Origin of the sequence: Nitrospira sp. SG-bin1 (assembly GCA_002083365.1) — a bacterium.
Classification (GTDB): domain Bacteria; phylum Nitrospirota; class Nitrospiria; order Nitrospirales; family Nitrospiraceae; genus Nitrospira_D.
This window is the reverse complement of the sequence record LVWS01000001.1, coordinates 85940-108952: the sequence shown is the minus strand read 5'-3', so window position 1 is coordinate 108952 and position 23013 is coordinate 85940. Positions and strand designations below refer to the sequence as shown.

Genomic DNA, 23013 nt, shown 5'->3' with positions numbered 1-23013 from the left:
ACAACTTTGGCCCGGGCGCTGTCGGCAACAAGGTCGATTCGTTCCACGTCGCGTTGCAGCTGCAATACTAGTTCGCACGGGACTGTCTCCAGTTAGCCCTCTCAGAATGGTGGATCGACTGCAAGGGTGATTGGTTCTTTTGTGAGGTTCTAAGACGAGAGAATGGGAGGAAGTTCTTAAAGAAAAACAGGTAACGGCAATCGGCACATGCCCGTGCCGGCATCGAAGAGGGATTTGCCCACTTCCACTTTTACCGCGGGGTCCCCACGCCTTTCTGGGGACCTTGCACCCTCCCGAACGAAGCGGACAGGGTTTTGGAAACAGTCATTCCCAGGGCCTTGGCCTATATCCATCGACCTTTGGTTAATTCCTGGCGTTTCATCAGTGATGTCTGCCTCTCTTTTCAGGATTTTCCCGATGGGTCCATGCCATTTCCTCCAATATACTGCAGCAATGGGAAAAGCGTTCATTCACTGTGAGCAATGTAAGTGACTGTTGATGCCGGAGCGGCGCATGAGTCGCCGTGTCGAGGAAACGGGGTTACGAAAGTCGCCGATGTTGCATGACCCGTCGTGATACACGGAAATGACGGAATGAAAACACAGTGTGAGTGAGCAGGATGGGCCGGATGGGGCTTGCTGAGAAAGGAGGGGGGAGGTGAAGCGGCATGAATTTGAAAGGGGTGATACTTGAAGACGGCCGAGGAAGGGAATTTGTGTTGGTGTGCGAGCGGTCTCATATGCGGTTCGAAAAGACCTTCGCGCTCCGAGGATGGCAACGGCGGCGCCTGGTTCCACTTCACTATACGGAGCGGGAGCTTCGAAAAATCGTCGGCGGAGTGCTGGATGCCCTGGATGACTTGTTTCGAAGTCTGCCGAGACTGCATGAGCATATCGACGGCATGCCTTCTGATGGCGCCAACTTTGCCACACCGCTACGGAGGAAGACATTGATGTTGAGGAAAGTCGCCAGATTGGAAGAGGAGGCGGTGAAAGGAGGGAAATCCTAATATTCTGTGACCAACATGACGGCAGCAGTTGAACTGCTTCGTTCGCATTTTGTCTGTTGCGTAAAGAGAAGCTCTTGTGATTCTTGATAGAGAACTTGCCATTACGGTAATGAACGCGTTGTTCCTCCGACCTCTTATCTGTACATAAAACGGTGTTTGGTAGTCGCGAACCTATTCAGTTCTTTCCTGCAAACAAGTTAGCGTCGGTAACGTGCTCTCCAGCCTACCTATACTCTCACCTTGGCCAGGTGATACGCCGAAAGCTTCATGGTTGCGATGGTTCAGATAGGAAGGCTCTTCCTGAATTCGCGGTTGAAAGTCCCCGTTGCTTGTGAGAAATGTCCTCGCAGTGCCACGCTCGCTTGCAGTATGATACGGCTCCGCCGACCGGGAGATGCTGCGTGCTAAAACAGCGTATCGAAGCCGTCACGAAAACCAACCAGATATTCTACGATGCTTTTGAGAGTCTCGACATTGCGAAAATGGACGCGATCTGGGCCCATCAAGAATATGTCACCTGTATTCATCCGGGTTGGACCATCCGTTCCGGATGGCCCGCCGTCCGTGATTCCTGGGTGTTGATCTTCAACAACACCTTTTCGATGAAGTTCGAGCTCACCGATGTGATGGTCCAGGTGGCGGGCGATATGGCATGGGTCATCTGCGTCGAGAATCTCACCACCCAACAATCCGACGAACCGCAACAAGCCAAGGTCCTCGCGACGAACCTATTCGAACTCATCGGCGATGAATGGTTGATGATCCATCACCACGGGTCGCCGGTGATGGGGTGAACGAGGCGAGGAATAACGAGCCTCACGTTTGTTCACGCCGCCGAGATGGTGAGGCGGCAGGGCAAGTGTTGATCGGGGCAGTGGGCGGTGCTCGCTCAATGCGCGCAGGAGAAAACCACACAGCGTCCCGCTTATAAGAAAAAGAGGGTTAAGGTGTTGGCCAACGCGCGACCTCGGAAGGTCCTGGCTGAATGCGTTAAAGAGAAAAGAGCGTAAGAATTAGAACTTCATTTCAATAGGTTGGTAGAGAGCTGATGGCATCACATAACTACTGGGATTGGGGGACGCTAATCTCTTCTGCGGTAGGCGCTCTTATTGGGAGTGCCCTAACTCTACTGGCTACGTATGTTGCCCATCGACTTCAAATGGCAACACAGAAGCAAAATGATGCTGATCAGTTGAAGGGTCTGCTGCAAGCGATTCATGACGAAGTCGAGTCTTTATGGGACGGTTATGTTCGTAGCGCGGGAGCTCAGATAGAGGCATTAGGGGATGGACAGCCTATGCTCATGTATTGGCCCATCACGCAGGACTACTTTACGATCTACAATACAAACACATTTTTTGTTGGATGAATCAAAGATAATGATCTTCGCAAGGCGATTGTGTTGACATATGCAAGGGCTAGAGGGCTAATTGACTCTTTTCGTATGAACAATGATCTTGTCCATAAGTATGAATATGCCAGCCTGCTTTTTCAGGAGTCACAGAATCCCACTCATCAGATAATGGCAAGTGGACACCTTCAAGTCTTAATAAAATACGCTGCAGGACTGAAGAAACCGTCATGAGGAACTAAAGATTCTCGTGAGCGATCTTCTTCGCCGATTGCATAAAGAGGGAGTCCTGAGCAAACACGCCTAGCCAAATAGTTTCGAGTGGCGAGATAGTCGGCGCAATGATGTGATACCTTATCTTCAATAGGCATGTCCCATTCAATCCGGCGAGCAACGCTTCATGATCTCAATCGACTCGTTCCCCTCTTTGATGCTTACCGCCAATTCTATGGACAACCTTCTGATCTGATTATTGCCAGGCAATTCTTGAGCGATCGTTTTGTTCGGAATGAGTCGGTGGTCCTCATAGCTGAAGACGGCGCTGGGAGGGCGGTTGGTTTTGCGCAGCTGTACCCAACCTTTTCATCCATCCTTGTCGCGCCGATGTATGTGCTCAGCGACTTGTTCGTCATACCTGACGCCAGGCGGCGAGATGTAGGGACTCAATTGCTCAAGTCGGCTGCCGAAACGGCTCGTGCCAACGGCGCGGTTCGTGTCGAATTAGCAACCGCGATTACAAACGCTCCCGCCCAACGACTCTATGAAGCCTTGGGATGATGGCTTGTCGCTGTAGCAGAATAAGGGTAATTACAGCTTCGGTGCGACAGCAGGCACGTCGTCCGTACGGAGCGTTTTCATCCATTCGGCGGCGATGGTATCGCGTTCCTCCATCGTCATGCCGGCATAGGCATGAAACATCTGAGTACCGCGGCGACGGCGCCAGGTGAGAAAGCTGAGGAAATGGTCTTTGCAGATGGAATGTGTACCGGCCGGAGCATAGGGGTTCTCCAGACAGTTGGGTACGCAACAGTGGGTATCCAACATCGCGGATCTCCTGTGAACCAGCTTAGTATGCCGGTCGGTTGTACCGGTTTTCAAGTCCGCGGTTCGCTCTGCTGCTTGACCCTTCATCATTGCATAGGGTAGGAGTGCCCGATGCGTGCGTTCCTTCAACAGGCCGGTATTCTGATCCTTCTCGCCTTATTCATCGGCTGCTCGGCCTTTCCGCGTGAAAGTATTCGTTCCGACGGTTCATCGACGGAAACGACCGCGGTTGGATCGAATCTCTTACCTCAGGGTGTCGCGGTCGGCGACGTGAGTTCACAACGCGCGTTGCTCTGGCTGCGTACCGACGGACCGGCTTCGGTTCAGATCGAGTGGGCTACCGTTTCACGATGGGACCTGGCATTGAAGCAGGCGACCGTCGTGACGCCGGTGCCGAGAACGGCTTCCATCTTGACGACTGCTGAGACGGATTACACTCTCACTATCCCACTGGAGGGGCTGAGTCCCGCGACACGTTACCGCTACCATGTCCTGATCGATTCTGCCGACCAGAACACCAGGCAGCGCTCGGCGAGCCTCGCCGCCAAGGGCGAATTTACGACGTTGCCCGACGAAACGACTTCCGCCGTGGTGACGTTCGCGTGGAGCGGGGATCTCGGCGGTCAAGGACGCTGCCGCCAGGGCGCGAGCGGCTATCCCATCTTTGATATGATCCATCGGCACAGTCCCGACTTCTTCCTATTTCTTGGGGATACGATCTATAGCGACAATCCTTGTCCCTCGCCACCGAACGAGCCAGGTGCTGATTTCAAAGCGACCACCTTGCAGACCTATCGAGCGCGGCACCGTTATCAGCGCGGCGCCGAGGCGCTTCGTCGATTTTTGAGAACGGTGCCGGTTTATGTGATCTGGGACGATCATGAAGTAAGGAACGATTTTGCCGGTCCGTATGACGATCAGATGCCGGCAGGACGTCAGGCGTTCCGCGAATACTGGCCGATCGCGTCCCCTGAGCAGGATCCCCATCGCATGTATCGGAGCATTCGATGCGGGGCCGATCTCGAACTTTTTATACTGGATACCAGGCAATATCGCAGCCGGAACGAGGATAGAGACGGGCCATTCAAAACGATGCTGGGGAATGACCAATTGAAATGGTTGCTTGATGGGCTACGCACCTCTACGGCAACATGGAAAGTCATTGCCACTTCCGTTCCACTGTCGATCGAGAAAGTCGGTTTGGGCAACGATGGGTGGGGAAATGAGCCGACCGGAACCGGCTTTGGAAGAGAACGGCAGCTGATTGTCGATGCCATCCTCGGACATACGGTCAAGAACGTCGTGTTTCTCGCCGGGGATGTGCATTGGGTCCAGGCCAATGCCTATGATCCTAATCAAGACGGGATCATCGATTTTCATGAGTATATGGTAGGTCCTCTCTCGGCCAGGCCGGGAAGGCTTACCGCCGCCAGCGATGAACTGCATCCCATGCGATTGGTGAATGAGTCGGGGTATCAGAACTTTGGCCTGGTCCGTGTCACGAAGGACGTGTTTGAAGTGACGGTGGTGGACGAGGCCGGAAATCGGCGATTTTCTCATCGTGTGCCGGCTGGGCAGTAATGCCATCTTATCACGCCAGCCTCTTGCAATTGCCGCAGATGGCCGGGTACCGTACGGCTCCCGAGTTCACTGAGTGTCTCCAACGAGAGAAAGGAAGCATAAGTCATGTCTGAATTAATGTCCGCCGATGATGTTTTCTCGAAGGCTGAAGCGGCGGCTGTAGCCTCCACCGGACCGGATGAAAAGGCTCTGCAGATCGATTATGAGGCGCTCAAAAAAAAGTTCCGGAGCGCGTTGGGTGATCGCAAGATCGTTCTCTGTCATATCAATAGATTCTTGCCGGAAGGATACGAAGATCAAGGTCGATTCAATCTCGCGCTGCTGACGGCGGGGAATGTCGTATTCGACATCGTCATCGGCGATTCCTATTTCCGTTACGACGTTGTGTCGGTCGGTCAATTGGATAAGGTGCAGGTGATCGACGCGATGTGGGACAACCGCGAAAAGCGTCGGGAAGAGCCGTTCTTGAGCCTGCGTTTGATGCACGGGGAGGAAGCTCATTTGCTGTTGGCGTTGGACGACGAAGAACGGGCCAGTCTTTTGAGATTCGCCAGGGCAGTCACGGCGGCACGCAATCCGGAACGCTGATTTTCGCGAAGCGTCAGGCATGAATATGTTGTCATGCCTGAGCCACGGCCCTCGCTAATCCACCTCATTCCATTTCTCGCAGGGGTCGAGAGTTTCTTTGGAAGTCTCTCGCCAGATGAGGCAGAGTTTCGTCTCGTGCGGATTGCCGACCGCATCTGTATAGGACACGACGCCGAGGATCACGATGAACCAGTCTTGGCGCTCCAAGTGCATGCCTTGCACGTCGGTGAGCGGAGTGATCAAGGAAACGGTCTGGGGTGCAACAGATCCTGGATCGATCTCGCCAACGTTTTGAGCATCGGGCGCGAGTTGCAGTGGCATCTTCCAATCCGGAAAGCTGTTCGAAGTCCAGACGGTCATCACGAGACGGGTTCTGGTCGTTCGAGCAGGAGAGTGCCCGGTATTCTTGAGAAGGACCGTCGCGGTTGGGACATTGTGTTGGACGAGAGGACCGACGATCGTGGCTTCCTCAACCACCACTTTTGGTCCGTCAGCGGACTGAGGCCTCTTGTTTTGTATCGACACCGTGCCGGAAACTATGACCAGGCCTGCAACTATACCGATTAGAAGGTATCTGTGTCTTTTCAGGACACCCTCCGAGCTTGATGGCTCGAAGGGTGCCTCTTTGTGGCCGGTGCCGGACTCTGGCTTAAGAAGGCTGGTCATTCATTTGATAGATAGGTGCCTCTGAGTGAGAAAACGTCCTTCAGAGAACAACAGTGCAATCACTCTGTGGCGCTCGGTTTCGCCTGACCATTGGAGAGCAAATTAGGTGGCGGCCCAATCGGTTCAAAATTCTTCAGCAACGGGACATCGTCTTTGCGGACCCACAGAATATCGTGATTGTACGAATCGCGAGGGCCAGAACCGCCCGTGAATGTTTTGCCGTCCGGCATAAAGGTCCAACACATATCTTCACCGGCAGTATTGATGGTATCGCCCAAGTTTAGCGGCTCTTGCCATTCGCCTTTCGGGTTTTGGTGGGAGATCCACATATCATGTCCGCCCCTCGAGCCCATGTCCGGACGGGTACTGGTGACAATGAGACTTTTCCCGTCCTTCGACAGGCCGGTCCAGTGCATATGATCACGGTAGGGCGAATTAATGCGAGGCCCTAGGCTCTCCGGTTTCTGCCAGACGCCGTCTTTCTTCTCGACCTTCCAGATATCGCTGTCCTGGGTCACGCCCGGCTGCTGATAGTTGAAGTAGATGAGGTTGTCGGAAGCAATGATCGGACAGTGCTCCTCGCCCGTCGGCGTATTGATGTGGGGGAGCTCCGGGACATCGTTCCAATTTCTGGCCGGTTGCCAAACGCCATTGATTTTCTGCGTCACATAGAGGTCGCCGGTGGAGAGATTGCCGGGCTCGTATCGTGTGAAATAGATAACATTGCCGTCATCCGAGAAACTCGGTTCCAATTCCCAGGCAGATGTATCAATGTTCGGCCCCACGGTCGGATCAATGTCTGGTCCCAAATGAATCGGCTCTTGCCACGCGCCGCTCACCTTGTGAGACATCCAGATGTCGAAGTTGTAAGATACGCCTGGTGAGGGAATACTTCCTTTGCGCCCTGAGACGAAGATGGCCGACTTTCCATCGGCACTGTAGGTCATCTCGATCTCCGACTCCGATGAGTTGATCGGCTTACCCATATTTTTCGAGAGGGAGGAGCTCATATGTGCCTGTTCGCCGTGTGGCATGTCCATGCCGGACATCGCACACGTTATGGTGGGAATAAGAAAAAGTGTGAGGGTTGCCACACAGTGATGAGCACGCAACGTGTGCGTTTTCATAGAACCTCCGTATTTCGATCCAGGCCTCCGAGGGTGGAGAGCTCCTGCTATTCCTTCGCCCGTGCGGTCACTACAATCGCCTGCATGACAGACCGGAACGGACTGTCTCGACCGATTTTGACCAACGCTGCCGTCACCGCATCGATGATGGGACTAGGCGACGCGCCGCGCTCTTGAATCTCGGCGAGAATTAGCGCGCCTTCAATCAACCCGATCGCCAGTGACCTCACAGATGTACTATAACACTCCAGTGGGACGGTCTGAATCTCCACCTGGTCAAATCCGTTTGCAATCAGCAAACTTTGTAAGACATCAACATCGGCAAAGCTATAGGGCGCTTTGAAAAACTGCGGTGGATTGTCCGGGAAGAATTTTGAAACGGTCTCGTGCACGATGACGCCGTAGGGATTGCGCTCCATACGATCCCATACGTTGAACGCGAGCAGGCCATCATTGACCAGGACTCGGCGCATTTCGCGAAACGCGCGGTCTTTATTCGGCACGAACATGAGCCCAAACTGACATACTGTGGCATTGAACGAGGCATGGGGAAATGGCAGGTCCACGATGTCTGCCTGTTGCCAGCGTATTCCCTCCATATCTTTCAGTCTCTTTTGCGCATAGTCGAGCATGCCGGGATTGATATCGGTTGCCGTCGAGTGACGATGCCAGTTCCGCAGGCCATCTCAAGAACGGTGCCTTCCGTGCATTCCCTGGCCACGCGCCGGGCAAGATCGATGGCATAGCGCTCAAACAAGGCCGGCCCAAGGTGCCGTTCATACAGATCGCAGACCGGCGCGTAGTCGTGTTCGATGGTGCTGCTCATTGTGATGGGAGAAAGTCCTCTCTATGTGCCTGGCAGTTTCCAGGAAACCAGCGGTTCGGTTCAAGTTGAAACTGAATTGTGCCGATCCTAGTTGCCGCACAACCGATGAGGAGCGTGCAAGTTGCCGCTATGGTCGCATGATGGAGTAAAACGAACGGACGGCGCATCAGTGATGCAAACGGTTACCATGGAATGTGTGGGCTAGGATAGTTTCGTTTCGGATTATGTGAATGATGCCGCTTGTGCTTCGTCAGCGCAGATTCTGAGCGAAGGCGAGGTAAACAGAGAGGGAGTGGCGGTCGCGGCTAGCCTACGTCTTCGCCTAAACTCTTCCGAAACTTCCTCTGGAGACCTGATAGCGACCTTGTGAGCGTACTCTGAGAGGTCGCCGAATGAGAGTGGTCTCCAGAGGCTCTGATGGTTCCGGACTTTTCAGCGGCACAAAACCGGTTCACGTCGATCCAGGCTTCGCATCCGATTGAGATCGGTTCCGCCTGAAGTGGGTGATCATTGGAATTGTTGAAGAGGAAAGCCATTTCGTCCTTCACTACTCTTGACTCACTTTACCGTCCAGTGTCGCTTCCGCCTATTCCTCTCTAGTAGGTCGTGTCATCCCGATGCTTCCTGAAGACGGGTCTGAGCCAATCGCTAGACCTTACGCCACTTGCCAATTCTGATATCGCCTTGAGCACTGGTTAGAGCAAAGAGAATGCCACGTGAACGATGGGGGATCGGAGCCAGTATTCGGTTGATTTGTAGGACAATGGTGGTGCAGTAGATCTCATGAAGTTTGTAGTCCTGTATTCAGAAGGATGCAGGACTGTATCCTAATGTGCGTGAGTGAAGGGAATCGATCAGTTTGTGCAGGCGGCTAAGGGAAGGGCAGAGGCCTAAATTTCTCCGGCATTCACTTGCCGGACTCGTTCGGCTGGAATACTGAGCGCAGCCAAGAGATAGTCCTTCAATTCGGCACTGTACGGCTGGACGGCAAGGGCTCGCTGCATGCATAAGAGCCAGGCATCGCGTTCTTCGTAGCCAATAGGGAACCGTTTATGCGCGCCGGGAATGCTGATCGGCCCATAGTGCTGTTGAAACAGCCTCGGGCCGCCGAGCCAACCACAGAGGAAGTACGTCAATTTCTTACGTGCATCGGTGAGATCAGGGGGGTGCATGTTTCGAATGATCTTCGCTTCCTGCAACGTATCCATGTTGACGTAAAATTCATCGACCAACTTGGTGATGCCTTCGATCCCGCCGGCCGCCTCATAAGGGGTCACACTGACGCTGTCTTGTTGTTCGTGCGTGGACATCAGTCGCTTTGGGTAAGTTGATGCTGCTTCGTATGGAAGGGTAGGGTGTGGACCGTGGCCTCGTGTCGCCGGCCGCCGATTTCGATTGAGAGAGCAGTGTCTGGCTTACTAAAATCCCTAAGTGGAAACCCGAGCGCGATCACCTGATTCAGCTGCGGCGAACGGACGGCACTGCTGATCCAGCCCACTTCACGGTCGCCGCTATACAGTTTGGCTCCATGCGGTGGAACAACGGAATCTTTCAAGACCAGCCCGACCAACTTGCGGCGTACATTGCCGTAGGTATCCATGCGTGCCACGACTTCTTGCCCCGGATAACACCCTTTGCTCAGGCTGAAGGCCTTGCCTTCAAGATTCGCTTCGGGCGGCACAATCTCTTCGTTCAAATCCGGCCCGGCCTTCGGGATGCCGGCTTCGATGCGCAAGGCTTCCCGCGCGTGGGTGCCGATGGCTTTGATGCCGAACTTCGCACCGGCCTGCATGGCACTGGTCCATGCGGTCAAGAGACTATCCGCAGGAAGCAGCACCTCGATGTCGATCTCTCCCGTTTCTTCGGTGCATAACACCAGGGCATGATGGCCGCCGATCTGCGCCGTGACAAAATCGACCGGCTTCAAGTCCGTAACCTCCACGCCGAACGCGGATTGCACCACATGGGTGGCCTTTGGTCCGCTGATCAACAGCAGCCCCCAGCTCTCGGCACAGTTCTCCATCTTGGCTTTGGTCCCGTAGAGCAGGAATTTGCGTAGGGCTTGGAACGTGATTTCCCCGATCTCGCCCACGTCTTCCAGCGTGACCGCTTCAGTCTGTATGTACAGGCGGAAGTACGTGAGCATCTTGCCTTTGTGGGTTAACAAGCTGGAATAGCGGCCGTGCCCCGGTTGGAGAGGAAGGATATCGTTGCTGATGACGCTTTGCAGCCACTTCACACGATCTTCGCCCGTGACCCTGAGCTTGCCGCGATGGGAGAGGTCGGCGATCCCCACTGCCTGGCGGACCGCGCGATGTTCGGCCACGACATCGCCATAATGAGCCGGCATTTCCCAGCCCGTGATATCCTGAAACGTCGCTCCGAGTTGGGCATGTTGCTGATGAAGGCGAGACTGTTTCATATTCCGTGTAAAAATGTCTTATGACTTGATGACATGGTTGTTGATGACCTCTTCCACCAGCTCCTTCGTGCGAGCCGAAAATTCATTGCGGGAAACGATCTTCGTCACGCCGAGCGCTTTGGCACGATTCCAGGTCTCGACTTCTTCATGATTGGCGAAAGCCAGCGTCGGAATGCTTTTCAGCCGCGGGTCGGCGTGCAGCTTTTCCAGCGCCTGAAAAGCGTCGAGGGTCAGGTCGTTCATATTGAAGATGATCGCGCCCGGGTTCGCCGACAAGGCCTTGTCGACAATGTCCTGTTGCGTACGTGCTTTTTCAAGCTGGTATTCCGGTTGTCGTAACGCGTCTCGCACTTTGGTGTAGAAGAACAGATCGGTGATGGCGACCAGAATCGCTTTCTTGTCCGGTCGGTCTGTCGTGTCCGTCTGGTGCCCCGTTGTGTTCATGTGTGCGCCTCGACTTTGGATTCCATAGAACCGTCCGTAAGACCGACTGCTAAACTGACGTGAGAGACAAGATTGATCAAATAGAATATTTCAATTTAAGGAGCTGACCAGTCGTCCGAGCGCCTTCCTCGCCAGCGTGTAGTTCGGGTCCAGGGTGAGCGCTTTCTTATACGAATCGATAGCTTCCGTCCAATTTCCTTTGCGTTCATATACACGGCCAAGATTGAGGTGCGGATAGGCCGGACTTTCGTATCGCTTTGCCTGTATCGCCTTCTGAAACCAGGGAATGGCCTCGTCAAATTCACCCTTCTCGATCAGATAAGCGCCGATATCGTTGTAGGGGTTGCCGAAGTCCGGGTCCTGCGCGATGGCCTTGTGGCATTCCTCAATCGCCTCGTCAATCCGTCCCATCCAGCTATAGGTCCACCCCAAGAACGTGTGGGCCTCAGCCGTGGGATGGGTGGCCAGCGATTTCTTGTACAGGTTGACGGCCTCTTCCAGTTCACGCTTCATCTGTTGCTCATAGGCCTGCTGAAAGAGATCCCACGCCTGACGCTTGTCTTCCTCGCGCCCTTCGCCTTGCAGTAAGAAGTCTTGAACATCCATAAGGAGTGGCTGTGAGCCGTCGGCTCCGGTCCGGAGCCGACGGCTGAAGGCTATTCGCTTTTCAGCTTTTTCTTAATTAACTCTGCTCCGTACCGACCGGACAGCAGCATCGAGCCGAAGGCAGGCCCCATTCGTGGCGTGCCATACACGGCGGCGACGGCCAATCCGATGACGAAGCAATTGGGATACACCTCTCCGGTGCGGTCCATGACTTCTTCTTCGGATCGTGCGACCCACATGGCGCCGTTTCCCGGTACCTTATTATACAGATTCCGCTTGTGAAGGAGCTCGACCAGCACCGCATCGTGGCCGGTGGCATCCACGACGATCTTGCTCTCAAGAGCGATGGGATCGACGTGGATGATGTCATGCCCCGCCATCTCGGCGGTGGTGCTGTTGACGACGACTCCCTCCAATAGGCCCTCCTGGCGTAGGATCAAATCCACCACGCGTGTGAGGTTCATGATCTTGGCGCCCGCTGTGTATGCGGCGGCGATCAAGGCTCCTGTGGCGTGCGGCGGATCGACCATATACATCCCCTCGCACTCATTGATCTTTTTGCAAGGCACCCCGATCTCTTCGAGGATTTCATTTGCCGGTTCGCAGATGGTGGCCTTATTCATGAGATACCCGCCGGACCAGAAACCTCCTCCCAGGGCCAAACTTTGCTCGATGAGGACGGTGCGAAATCCCGTTGCCGCCAGGTCATGGGCACAAATAAGGCCCGATGGTCCCGCGCCGACGATAATGACGTCGCTTTCGATCAGTTGATCAAACTCTTTATAGTATTCCCGGGCAATCTGCCGGGTGATATCTCGTTCACGTAACGGGGCTGGTCGTGGTTTGGCCATAAGACACTCCTACCGGTAAATCTCGGAACCGGTTTTCTTAAATTCTTCGGCCTTCTCTTGCATGCCGATTTGAATCGCCTGCTGTTCATCGATCTGCAACTGGGCGGCGTAGTCTCGAACATCTTGCGTGATTTTCATGGAGCAGAAGTGAGGACCGCACATCGAGCAGAAATGCGAAACCTTGGCTGCATTGTCCGGAAGCGTTTCGTCATGGAACTGGCGTGCCGTTTCCGGGTCGAGCGACAGATTGAATTGGTCTTCCCAGCGAAACTCGAATCGCGCCTTTGATAGGGCATTATCCCGCGCCTGGGCGCCGGGATGGCCTTTGGCCAGGTCCGCTGCATGCGCGGCAATTTTATAGGTGATGACACCCGTCTTGACGTCCTCCCGGGTCGGCAACCCTAAATGTTCCTTGGGAGTGACATAGCAGAGCATGGCGCAGCCGTACCAACCGATCATGGCGGCGCCGATCCCCGAGGTAATGTGGTCGTAGCCGGGGGCAATGTCGGTCGTCAAGGGACCTAAGGTGTAAAAAGGAGCCTCATGACAGGATTCGAGTTGTTTTTCCATGTTCGCCTGAATCATGTGCATGGGCACATGGCCCGGTCCTTCGATCATCACCTGCACATCATGATGCCAAGCAATCTTGGTCAGCTCGCCCAAGGTCTCGAGTTCGGCAAACTGCGCTTCGTCGTTCGCATCCGCGATCGATCCCGGTCGAAGTCCGTCACCGAGACTGAAGGCGACATCGTAGGCCTTCATGATTTCGCAGATCTCTTCAAAGTGAGTATAGGCGAAGTTTTCCTGATGGTGGGCCAGGCACCATTTCGCGTGGATCGATCCGCCGCGCGACACAATGCCGGTCATGCGCTTCGCGGTCATCGGCACATAGGCCAGGCGCACGCCGGCGTGAATCGTAAAGTAATCGACGCCCTGTTCCGCCTGTTCGATCAGCGTATCGCGGAAAATTTCCCATGTCAGGTCCTCTGCCTTGCCGTTCACTTTTTCGAGTGCTTGGTAGATCGGGACCGTTCCGATCGGCACCGGTGAGTTACGAATGATCCATTCGCGTGTCTCGTGAATATTCTTGCCGGTCGACAAGTCCATCACGGTATCGGCTCCCCAGCGGGTTGACCAGATCATTTTCTCGACTTCCTCTTCGATCGAGGAAGCGACTGCGGAATTGCCGATGTTGGAGTTGATCTTCACGAGGAAGTTCCGCCCGATGATCATCGGCTCGCTTTCCGGATGATTGATGTTCGATGGGATGATCGCCCGGCCACGGGCGACCTCATCGCGCACGAACTCCGGGGTGATCACGCGAGGAATATTTGCACCCCAGGCAAAGCCGGGATGCTGCTTCACGCCACCGCCGTGACCATTGTGGGATGCAGACGCGGATGTTGCGTAGTGCGCTTGGTTCTCACGGATGGCGATAAATTCCATCTCCGGCGTGACGATGCCTTTTCGTGCATAGTGCAGCTGGGTCACGTTTCGTCCAGGTTTGGCTCGCAAGGGTCGGCGGATGTGCTGAAACCGAAGTTCGGCCAACTTCGCATCAGCCGCCCGCATGCGTCCGTAGATCGAGCTCACCTCCGAAAGTTCTTCCACGTCTTGGCGGCTGAGTACCCAGGGGCGGCGTAACGGGTGAAGTCCCTTCCGAACGTCGATCATGACGGCGGGATCGGTGTAAGGACCCGAGGTATCATAGATCACGACGGGAGCATTGTCTGATTTCGTCCCATTCGCGCCTTTGGTCTGGGTCAGACTGATTTCCCGCATTGGAACACGGATACCGGGCTGCGCACCCTCTATGTACACTTTGCGCGATGCCGGAAGGGGCGTGGTGGTCAATGGAGAAGTTGGAATCCCATTCCCGTTAGCGGATCCGTTCGTATTGGCTTGGATGCTCATAAAGAGATCCTTTCATAGTGTGTCGGAGTTTGCGGACAAGCAAACTGCGCATGTCGACGCGGCAATCTGGTAATAAAAAAGCCGCTTTCCCCTGAGCCGGGAACGCGGCTGAATCCTCACTGAGTCCGCTCTGGTCCGGCTTCCCTACGCTGGTATTACCCAGGTCAGGTTGTGAGGGTCGTCCGATCATTCGGACTCTCAGCCTCAGGGCTCCCCTAGCTCTAGCGTAGCGATCGTATTACTCGGAACGCGCGAAGTCAACCGGCTAATGGACCCATACTGTCCACTATCCTTTGGGACGGGGTAACTAGGACTTTTCCTCGCAGAGCATTCATTGAATGTGCGGGGGGGGGTATCGTACAATGATTTTTCTCAAAATTGGAGGCAGCTGTGGCGGCCGTTGCGACATTACCAAAGCCAATCACCGAGTATCAGACGCTGTCTGCGGAGGAACTCTACCGACGGACGGTTGCGGCCAAGCAAGTGCTTGGCGAGCGCGTCATGATCCTCGGTCATAACTACCAACGGGATGAGGTGATCCAACACGCCGATTTCCGTGGCGATTCGCTTTTGCTGGCCAAACTGGCCGCCGAACGGTCCGAACGGCCCTACATCGTCTTTTGCGGCGTCCACTTTATGGCCGAGACGGCCGATATCCTCAGTCGCTCTCGGCAAACGGTGATTTTGCCCGATATGGCTGCGGGCTGCTCGATGGCAGATATGGCGGCTATCGAACAGGTCGACCAATGTTGGGAAGCGTTGGGGCGTGTGGTTCCGGTGGAAGAGACGGTGATGCCGGCGGTCTATGTGAATTCGGCGGCGGTGCTCAAGGCATTTTGTGGTGAGCATGGAGGGATCACCTGCACATCCTCCAATGCCAAAGCCGTCATTGAATGGTGCTGGGCCAGGCGAGAAAAGATCCTCTTTTTCCCCGATGAACATTTGGGGCGTAATACGGCGAACAAGATGGGAATTCCCCGCGAGCAGATGATCGTGTGGGACCCCTATCAACCCAACGGCGGAAATACCAGGGACGCCATCACACGAGCCAAACTCATCTTATGGAAAGGTCATTGCAGCGTTCATCAAATGTTTCAAGCCGTCCATGTGGACCACTTCCGCAAACAGTACCCGGACGGCAAGGTCATCGTCCATCCCGAATGCCATGAGGATGTGGTGAATAAGGCGGATCTCATCGGATCGACCGAATTCATTATTCGAACGGTGACTGCCGCGCCGGCCGGTACCGTGTGGGCGGTCGGGACGGAGTTGAATCTCGTCAATCGATTGAAACATGAACTTACCGATAAGAAAGTATTCTTCCTATCCTCTACGGTCTGTCAGTGTGCCACCATGTTTCGAATCGATGCGGCCCATCTCTGTTGGGCCATGGAGAATCTGGCCGATGGCCATGTCGTCAATCGTATTGTGGTGCCGGACGACGACAAACATTGGGCAAAAGTCGCGCTCGACCGCATGATGGCCATCAGTTAAGACTGGTACCTACCCCCTGCCTTCCGGTATAGTCCCGTGATTCGGCATGATTGCCTAGTGAACAGGCTGATTCCATTGTCTATGGATTACAAATCAACTCTCAATCTCCCGAAAACCGATTTCCCGATGAAGGCCAATCTGCCGCAGCGGGAGCCGGACATGTTGGCCTGGTGGGGTCAGCAGAAACTCTATGACCAGATTCAAGCCATGGGGCAGGGGCGGCCTCGGTATGTGTTACATGACGGTCCTCCCTACGCCAACGGTCGTATCCACATCGGCCACGCTTTGAACAAAATTTTGAAGGACATCATCGTCAAGTCAAAGACCATGGCGGGCTTCCACGCTCCCTATATGCCGGGATGGGATTGCCATGGGTTGCCCATCGAGCATCAAGTCATGAAGGAGTTGGGGGACAAAAAGAAAGACCTCGATGTTTCCGCCATTCGCCGGCTTTGTCGTGACTATGCCGAGCGATTTGTGAACACGCAGCGGGAAGAGTTCAAGCGGCTCGGGGTGTTTGGAGAGTGGGATCATCCCTATCTCACGATGACTCCGGGCTATGAAGCCACGATCGTTCGTGAGTTCGGTAAATTCGTCGAGCGCGGCGGGGTCTACAAGGGCCTCAAACCGGTGCTCTGGTGCATGCAAGATCAAACGGCCTTGGCGGAGGCGGAAGTCGAGTACGATGACCATACTTCTCCGTCGATCTACGTCAAGTTCCCCCTCGTGACCTCACCGTCCGTATTGACACAAACCTTTCCCGGCGTGTCTTTCCCTGAAAGAATCACACTGGTCTCCGTCGTCATCTGGACGACCACCCCATGGACCCTTCCTGCGAACCAAGCCGTCTGCCTTCACCGCGATTTCGACTATGCCTTTGTTCAAGTCGGCGACGAGTTGCTCATTGTGGCGGAGAAGCTTTTGGACAGCGTCGCGAAGGCCTGTGCGATCGAGAGCTATCGTGTGGTCGGTGTGAAAAAAGGCGGAGACGGATTCGAAGGCTTGGAGACGCAACGGCCGTTGTCCACAGGGCTGTCACCGATCCTGCTCGGTGAATTTGTGACGCTCGATCAAGGGACCGGTTGCGTGCATATCGCGCCGGGACATGGAATGGAAGACTATCTCCTCGTGTTGGAGCACAATGCCAAGGCGTCACCCGGTGAGCGCTTGGAGATTCTGGCGCCGGTCGATAACAGCGGACGGTTCACGGCGGTCGTGAAGGAATTCGCCGGCCAACAGGTCTTGAAGGCGAATCCGAAGATCGTCGAGTATCTTCATGCGAACGGGCGTTTGCTCGGGCATGGCTCACTCCGGCATTCGTATCCCCACTGTTGGCGGTGCAAAAATCCGGTGATTTTCCGTGCGACCGAACAGTGGTTCGTGTCGATGGAAACCAACGATTTACGAACAGAGACGTTGGCGGAGATCGAGCGGGTCCGATGGATTCCCGGCTATGGCCGTGATCGGATCAACGGAATGATTGAAAACCGGCCGGATTGGTGTCTCTCGCGTCAGCGTGTGTGGGGCGTGCCGATCCCAGGCTTCACCTGCGAAGGGTGTCGTCATGTGCTTGCCGATCCGGTTGTAATCGAACATATTGCCACGTTGATGGAATCCAAAGGCGCCGATGTCTGGTTTGAGCGAGCGGCTGTCGATCTCTTACCCGCGGGAACGACCTGTCCGAAGTGTGGGGGAACCACGTTTGAGAAGGAGCGCGACATTCTCGACGTCTGGTTTGAATCCGGGGTGAGCTATGCGGCCGTGTTGAAACCGAGGAAATGGTGGCCGGCCGACCTGTACCTTGAAGGGTCCGACCAACATCGAGGATGGTTCCATAGCGCGCTGCTGGCCGGTGTGACGACGGATCATCGCGCGCCCTATGGAGCGGTGTTGACCCACGGCTTTGTCGTGGACGGGCAGGGCAAGAAGATGTCCAAGTCGGCAGGAAACGTCGTGGCGCCGCAAGACGTCATCAAACAATCGGGGGCGGAAATCCTCCGTCTGTGGGTGGCGGCTCAAGACTATCGGGAAGATCTCCGTATCTCACAGGAGATCCTGAATCATCTGATCGAGGCCTATCGAAAGATCCGCAATACGTCCCGGTTCTTATTGAGCAATCTGTATGATTTCGATCCGGCGACGCAGGCCGTTCCATATGCGCAGCTGCCGGAATTGGACCGATGGGCCTTGTTGCGCCTCGCGGAGCTGATCACGAAAGTGCGCCGAGCCTACGAAGAGTTTGAGTTTCACTCCATCTTCCATGCCCTGAACAATTTCTGCTCGGTGGATCTCAGCGCGATCTATCTCGACATCCTGAAGGATCGGCTCTATACCTTCCGAGCCGACTCGCCGTTGCGCCGAGGATCGCAGACGGTGCTGTTGGAAATTGTGGTGACCCTGGCCAAGCTCATGGCGCCGATTCTGAGTTTTACCGCCGATGAAATTTGGCGAACGTTGCCGGAGCGTGGTCGCCGGGCAACGTTGAGCGTACATCTTGCACCGTTTCCAGAGGTCGAGTCTGCCTGGCGCGACGAACGTTTGGCGACCAGGTGGGACAAGCTGCTTACGTATCGAACCCGCGTACAGGGAGAGTTAGAAGCCCGCCGTCGAGACAAGGTGATCGGATCGTCGCTCGAGGCACACGTCCGCATTGAGGCGGGACCCGACGACTATCGATTCCTGGAGCCGTATGCGGGTGAGCTCAGCACCATTTTTATCGTGTCGCGCGTAACCCTGAAGCAAGGGATGGGACAATCGGATATTCAGATCACCGTCGAGAAGTCAGATGCCGCGAAGTGCGAACGCTGCTGGAACTATCGAGAAGCTGTCGGCAAGGATGTGACCCATCCCACCCTATGCGAACGATGTGTGGAGGCGATCCGTTGAGTGCCTCAGGCCTCCGCAATCTGGCGCTCTCGTCGGTAACCGGTGCCATTATTCTCCTGGATCAGCTGACCAAGCAGCAGATCATGCAGACGATGCGCTTACATGAATCCATTCCCATTATTCCCAATCTTTTCAGTCTGACATACATCCGGAATCCCGGGGCGGCCTTCGGTCTCTTGGCCGGAAGCAGTAATGCATTTCGGATGGTCTTCTTCGGGTTGACGTCGATTTTCGCTCTTGGATTGTTGGGTACGATCCTGGCGCGGATGCCGGAGCAGGACTGGGTGGGGCGGATCAGTGTCGCCGGGATTCTCGGCGGGGCGATCGGAAACTTGATCGATCGGCTCCGTTTCGGCGAAGTCATCGATTTTCTAGATGTCTACATCGACCACTACCACTGGCCTGCGTTCAATGTAGCGGACTCAGCGATTACCGTCGGGGTCATCTTCCTCATCATTCACTTTGCGTTTGAAAAACGGGCAGACCCCCCTACCGAATCGGAGACCTCCTCCGTTCCGTAATCCAGCGAGGAGTTATTGGTTTTGAGTTGTGAGTTCTGAGTTGAGAACTTAACACTCATCACTAAACGAGTTAGGCCGGCATTCGTACGATAAATCCGCCCTTTTCCTTGACTTGCTTCTGCTGCTCCGCCGAGAACATGAATAGGGGCTCGCTATGGCAGAACTGGCACTCCTTCGTCGTGACCGTCGCAGTCGGTTCCCCGATGCTGACCAAATACTCCTGGGCAAGTTGGAGAGCGGTGGTTTCATCAGTCGTCATGACATCGAAGTGAATGCGACCATTTTTCCCATTGACCCACGTGTCATAGACATGAATCGTATCCGAAGACATGAACAACTCCTTTCAGCGGACGACCAACATGACCAAAATGCCGAGAATAATACGATAGTACGCGAAGATACGCAAGGTATGCCGTTGGACATAGGTCAAAAACGCGGCGATGACGGCCCAGGCCACCAGGAATGAAATGACCATGCCGAGGCCGAGCGCCATGAAGTCCTGGTCGGTAAACGCCCCTCGAGCCTTCCATGTTTCGTAGACCGTCGCGGCAATGATGGTAGGGAGAGCGAGGAAAAACGAATATTCCGTGGCTACTTTGCGGTCCAACCCGGCGAGCAGGCCGCCGATGATCGTTGAACCGGAGCGAGACATGCCGGGGATGAGAGAAGCGCACTGCGCCATCCCGATCCAGAAGGCATGAACGGCCGACACCTGATCCAGACTCTTGGCATGGCTGGTCCGCTTCGTCGCTTCCACGATGAGGATGATGATGCCTCCCAGGATCGACGTCGAAGCCACCGTCAAGGGAGTGAACAGATACGATTTGATCCATCCGTGCGCCAACAAACCGAGTACGGCGGCAGGCAGGAAGGCGATTCCGAGTCCCAGCAAGAACCAGAGGTTGGGATGACTGCGCATGGAGGCCTTGACGCGATCGGACCATGTGGCGGATGACAGGTTGTCCGTGGACGCACGCCATACCTTCTGCTCTTGCCAGGCCCCCGACAGAAGCCGCCCGATTTTCTCCCGTTCAAAGACGATGACGGCAAGAATGGCCCCCAACTGGATGGAGATCTCCGCATTGGCCGCGACGTCCCCCGTGAATCCAAGCGCATGGCCGACCAAGATCAGATGGCCCGTGGACGAAACGGGCAAAAACTCCGTGAGTCCTTCAACCACACCGAGGATGACTGCGAGCGCCGGGCCCCATTCGTTCATGCGTATCCCCTGTCGGATTGTAAGCGAGAGGTTTCAACCTGTACGATCGGTTTTGATAGAATGTAAGCGATAATCACAGAGTCACGATCATCCGTCAAGGATCAGCCGCCTTGGCTTCGACGGCCGTGCATGGAGCGGAATCGATCCCTAACAAAAGCAAATAAGTTGACAATGTCATGATGTTGGCATACACACAAGGGGAAGAACGGAAGAACCACGATCACAGCCGGTCGGAACGAATTTCCAAAGGATGCACGGGCAAGCCGTAGGATTTGATGGAGGGAGGATCGCATGAGACGCGAGTGGACGGCGATAGTGTTGGTGGGCGCGGTGTTGACGACTGGATGCGTATCCAACAAGAAATACCAAGAGGCGTTGGCCGACGCGGACAACGTCAAAATGGAACTGGAGAAGACTCGCCAACAGAAGAGCGCCATGGAGCAACAGGTTCGAACCCTCAAAGAACTGAACGTCAAATTCAACAACGATGCGCAAGCGGCCCGCGATGAACTTCAGCGTATTGAGCATGGCCGCGACAAAGAGCGGGACACGATCGAGGGAAGAACCAAGGAATTGGAAGACAAAGTCAAGGCGCTCTCCGCGCAGAATAAGAACGTGCGGCAGGAATATCAGGATGTGAAGCGCCATAACGACACGCTGAAGTCATTGGTGGCGCGTTATCAAAAGGAGCTCAAGGATCGTTCGAATGCCGGAGCGTCGTCTCACTCTGCGACTCTCACCCCGAGTCAGGCTCCATCGGGAACCGCCACGCTTACCCCGGCGGCGGCTTCGGCGGCGATGAACATCAATAAGGTGTCGGCGAGCGACATGATCCTTTTCCTCGGACTGAAGCAGGACGAGGCCGACCGCATCGTGAGCAATCGACCCTATCGCGTGAAGGGTGAATTAGTAGCGAAAAACGTGGTTCCCAAAGAAACCTTCGATCTGATCAAGGATCGGATCTCCGTCAGCCCATAGGTCGCAATAGTTAGTTTCCGCGGTAGTCGAAAGGGCCGTTCTCCTTGCTGGAGAACGGCCCTTTCGTTTGGCCGAATCACCCTGCGCGGCTTGTTCGGTTTCGCTCGTGGTTTTGGGGCAAGAGAGTTTGACCGAGATTTTCGACAAGAAGGGATCTTGATTAGCGACGCAAATCGCTTGTTCTTGAGCGTCACCCCGGCGCTTGTCGCCGACCCTCACGGCTGGTTGAGCGGGGAATCTTCCATACCGGTCGACGAGGTGTGACAATCAATCGCGAGCGCGCCCAGGGAGATTGAAGAATCTTGCCGATGGCTTGACGAATACACAAAACACGACGACTATCTTGAATAAGCACTGCCCGGATGGACCACTCCCATCGAAATCAGAACCAGTCCAGAAACGTGTAGACCCCTCTGGCAAACTACCCTGAGGCCACGGAACGAGAATTTTCTCACGAACGGCCGTCAGTATCCGATCACGATCCCCCGCCTGTGGTCGGTGGGAGTGCTGAGTGCAGCAGATCTCCCAGTGAGCGAAAACCGAGGTGCAGTCCTTCGCAGACTGCAACCTGACGATCGAATCGATTCTTCGTGCGAATCATGGTCCACAGCCTGCCAAATCCCACGCGGCCCCAGGCGGCCATGTGGAAGACGGACAGCGGATAGTCGGTTCCGAAGAGCAGCCGAGATTGCAGCTCCGGGTGATGCCTGAGGTGCAACAGCATCTTCAAGCGATGGGGCTGGGTGAGGGCGGAAATGTCGGCATAGAAGTTCGGATAACGCCGGCAGAGGTTCAAAAATGTCGGAAGGAATTTCTCATAAAACATGAGGCCGTAGCTGCAGGCATGGGCTGCGATCACGGTCACTCCCTCGTCGAGCGGCAGGCGAAGCCTGTCAGGATCTCCGAGAGATTGATCCTTACCGACCAGGCTGAATTCGTAGCCGACATGGCTCAGAAAAGGCAATTTCCGCTGGGCGAGTGCGCGATAAAACGGAATGTACTTCGGATCAGCCGGGTTGAAGTGCTGGGCATTCGGCAAGACTTTAATGAGGACTGCGCCTGCATCAGCGCAGCGATGGACTTCGTCGATCGCATCTTCGCGCTGCGGATTGATCGAGGGGCCTGCTAAAAAGACATCGGGATAGGCTCGTACTGTCTTGAAGACGTAGTCATTGCTGACGAGAAAATCCGTATGCTGGCGATTGAGCAGACCGGTCTGGTCGTAGAATCCATCCATGCCGAGAAGCACGGCTTTTGAAACATGCCGTGAGGCACGGAGCTCCAGCAGAAGATGTTCGAGGTACTTCTGATTGGCCTCGCCCGGATGGGATGGTGAGAGGTCGTGTTTCCATAAGAGGAAGCGAAAGAGCGGGCTCCGAAGGAGTTTCGGCGAAATGAAACAGCCATTGTCCCTGTCGGGCAGGGCCGCGAGGTGGACATGGCAGTCGATGAGCGATTTGATTGGCTGCATGGTCAGCCGCCATAC

The 23013-nt window shown here is 55.1% G+C and carries 24 protein-coding genes and 1 other annotated feature; of the genes, 10 read left to right on the top strand and 14 right to left on the bottom strand.

The window, feature by feature from the left end; genetic code table 11:
• Positions 1–667 precede the first annotated feature (667 nt).
• From A4E19_11800 to A4E19_11785, 4 genes are all read left to right on the top strand, one after another.
• Positions 668–1009: a hypothetical protein gene (locus tag A4E19_11800; GenBank protein OQW38061.1), complete on the top strand. Its 342-nt coding sequence runs from the start codon at positions 668–670 to the stop codon at positions 1007–1009.
• A gap of 401 nt (positions 1010–1410) precedes the next feature.
• On the top strand, positions 1411–1803 hold the full coding sequence (locus tag A4E19_11795) for a DUF4440 domain-containing protein (GenBank protein ID OQW38060.1): 393 nt from the start codon (positions 1411–1413) through the stop codon (positions 1801–1803).
• 254 nt (positions 1804–2057) lie between these two features.
• Positions 2058–2378 (top strand): hypothetical protein, encoded by a 321-nt coding sequence (locus A4E19_11790; protein ID OQW38059.1) that lies wholly within the window; start codon positions 2058–2060, stop codon positions 2376–2378.
• Positions 2379–2729: 351 nt separating this feature from the next.
• A complete protein-coding gene (locus A4E19_11785) occupies positions 2730–3137 on the top strand; it encodes an acetyltransferase (GenBank protein ID OQW38058.1) in 408 nt (135 codons plus the stop codon).
• Positions 3138–3167: 30 nt separating this feature from the next.
• On the opposite strand, the gene A4E19_11780 is transcribed toward A4E19_11785, so the two are convergent.
• Positions 3168–3404: a hypothetical protein gene (locus tag A4E19_11780; GenBank protein ID OQW38057.1), complete on the bottom strand. Its 237-nt coding sequence runs from the start codon at positions 3402–3404 to the stop codon at positions 3168–3170.
• Between the two features lie 111 nt (positions 3405–3515).
• Here A4E19_11780 and A4E19_11775 point away from each other — a divergent pair, with 111 nt between their 5' ends.
• Complete coding sequence (locus A4E19_11775; GenBank protein OQW38056.1) at positions 3516–4985, top strand: hypothetical protein; 1470 nt, start codon at positions 3516–3518, stop codon at positions 4983–4985.
• Between the two features lie 105 nt (positions 4986–5090).
• A complete protein-coding gene (locus A4E19_11770; GenBank protein ID OQW38055.1) occupies positions 5091–5573 on the top strand; it encodes a hypothetical protein in 483 nt (160 codons plus the stop codon).
• Positions 5574–5627: 54 nt separating this feature from the next.
• Here A4E19_11770 and A4E19_11765 read toward each other — a convergent pair whose 3' ends face one another.
• The 10 genes from A4E19_11765 to A4E19_11720 form a co-directional block, all read right to left on the bottom strand.
• A complete protein-coding gene (locus A4E19_11765) occupies positions 5628–6053 on the bottom strand; it encodes a hypothetical protein (GenBank protein ID OQW38054.1) in 426 nt (141 codons plus the stop codon).
• Between the two features lie 245 nt (positions 6054–6298).
• Positions 6299–7366 carry a hypothetical protein gene (locus tag A4E19_11760; protein OQW38053.1) on the bottom strand — a complete coding sequence of 356 codons (1068 nt, stop codon included), beginning with the start codon at positions 7364–7366 and terminating at the stop codon, positions 6299–6301.
• Positions 7367–7413: 47 nt separating this feature from the next.
• Positions 7414–7965, bottom strand: coding sequence for a hypothetical protein (locus tag A4E19_11755; GenBank protein OQW38052.1), 552 nt, complete (start codon positions 7963–7965; stop codon positions 7414–7416).
• Positions 7966–7970: 5 nt separating this feature from the next.
• Positions 7971–8192, bottom strand: coding sequence for a hypothetical protein (locus A4E19_11750; protein OQW38051.1), 222 nt, complete (start codon positions 8190–8192; stop codon positions 7971–7973).
• Positions 8193–9082: 890 nt separating this feature from the next.
• Positions 9083–9502: a globin gene (locus A4E19_11745; protein ID OQW38050.1), complete on the bottom strand. Its 420-nt coding sequence runs from the start codon at positions 9500–9502 to the stop codon at positions 9083–9085.
• Entirely contained in the window at positions 9502–10614 is a 1113-nt protein-coding gene (locus A4E19_11740; protein OQW38049.1) for a glycine cleavage system protein T, read from the bottom strand. The genes A4E19_11745 and A4E19_11740 overlap by 1 nt, the downstream gene beginning before the upstream one ends.
• An 18-nt stretch (positions 10615–10632) precedes the next feature.
• On the bottom strand, positions 10633–11058 hold the full coding sequence (locus A4E19_11735) for a histidine kinase (GenBank protein ID OQW38048.1): 426 nt from the start codon (positions 11056–11058) through the stop codon (positions 10633–10635).
• A gap of 90 nt (positions 11059–11148) precedes the next feature.
• The gene (locus A4E19_11730) at positions 11149–11571 is read right to left on the bottom strand and encodes a hypothetical protein (GenBank protein OQW38071.1); all 423 of its coding nucleotides are present in this window, start codon (positions 11569–11571) and stop codon (positions 11149–11151) included.
• Positions 11572–11714: 143 nt separating this feature from the next.
• Positions 11715–12515, bottom strand: coding sequence for a ribose 1,5-bisphosphate isomerase (locus A4E19_11725; protein ID OQW38047.1), 801 nt, complete (start codon positions 12513–12515; stop codon positions 11715–11717).
• A 9-nt stretch (positions 12516–12524) separates the two neighbouring features.
• Positions 12525–14384 carry a phosphomethylpyrimidine synthase ThiC gene (locus tag A4E19_11720; GenBank protein OQW38070.1) on the bottom strand — a complete coding sequence of 620 codons (1860 nt, stop codon included), beginning with the start codon at positions 14382–14384 and terminating at the stop codon, positions 12525–12527.
• A 169-nt stretch (positions 14385–14553) separates the two neighbouring features.
• Positions 14554–14656, bottom strand: a binding site (TPP riboswitch).
• 193 nt (positions 14657–14849) lie between these two features.
• Between A4E19_11720 and A4E19_11715 the strand changes: the two genes are divergently transcribed.
• From A4E19_11715 to A4E19_11705, 3 genes are all read left to right on the top strand, one after another.
• Complete coding sequence (locus tag A4E19_11715) at positions 14850–15923, top strand: quinolinate synthase (protein ID OQW38069.1); 1074 nt, start codon at positions 14850–14852, stop codon at positions 15921–15923.
• A gap of 81 nt (positions 15924–16004) precedes the next feature.
• Positions 16005–18809, top strand: a complete 2805-nt coding sequence (ileS, locus tag A4E19_11710; protein OQW38046.1) for an isoleucine--tRNA ligase — start codon at positions 16005–16007, stop codon at positions 18807–18809.
• Entirely contained in the window at positions 18788–19330 is a 543-nt protein-coding gene (locus tag A4E19_11705; GenBank protein ID OQW38045.1) for a signal peptidase II, read from the top strand. The genes ileS and A4E19_11705 overlap by 22 nt, the downstream gene beginning before the upstream one ends.
• Before the next feature lie 70 nt (positions 19331–19400).
• Here A4E19_11705 and A4E19_11700 read toward each other — a convergent pair whose 3' ends face one another.
• Together A4E19_11700 and A4E19_11695 are read right to left on the bottom strand one after the other, a co-directional pair.
• Positions 19401–19661, bottom strand: a complete 261-nt coding sequence (locus tag A4E19_11700; protein ID OQW38044.1) for a hypothetical protein — start codon at positions 19659–19661, stop codon at positions 19401–19403.
• A gap of 12 nt (positions 19662–19673) precedes the next feature.
• Positions 19674–20549, bottom strand: a complete 876-nt coding sequence (locus A4E19_11695; GenBank protein OQW38043.1) for a hypothetical protein — start codon at positions 20547–20549, stop codon at positions 19674–19676.
• A gap of 291 nt (positions 20550–20840) precedes the next feature.
• On the opposite strand from A4E19_11695, the gene A4E19_11690 reads away from it, so the two are divergent.
• Positions 20841–21527, top strand: a complete 687-nt coding sequence (locus A4E19_11690; GenBank protein OQW38042.1) for a hypothetical protein — start codon at positions 20841–20843, stop codon at positions 21525–21527.
• Between the two features lie 475 nt (positions 21528–22002).
• Here A4E19_11690 and A4E19_11685 read toward each other — a convergent pair whose 3' ends face one another.
• Entirely contained in the window at positions 22003–22998 is a 996-nt protein-coding gene (locus tag A4E19_11685; protein ID OQW38041.1) for a hypothetical protein, read from the bottom strand.
• Positions 22999–23013: the final 15 nt, after the last annotated feature.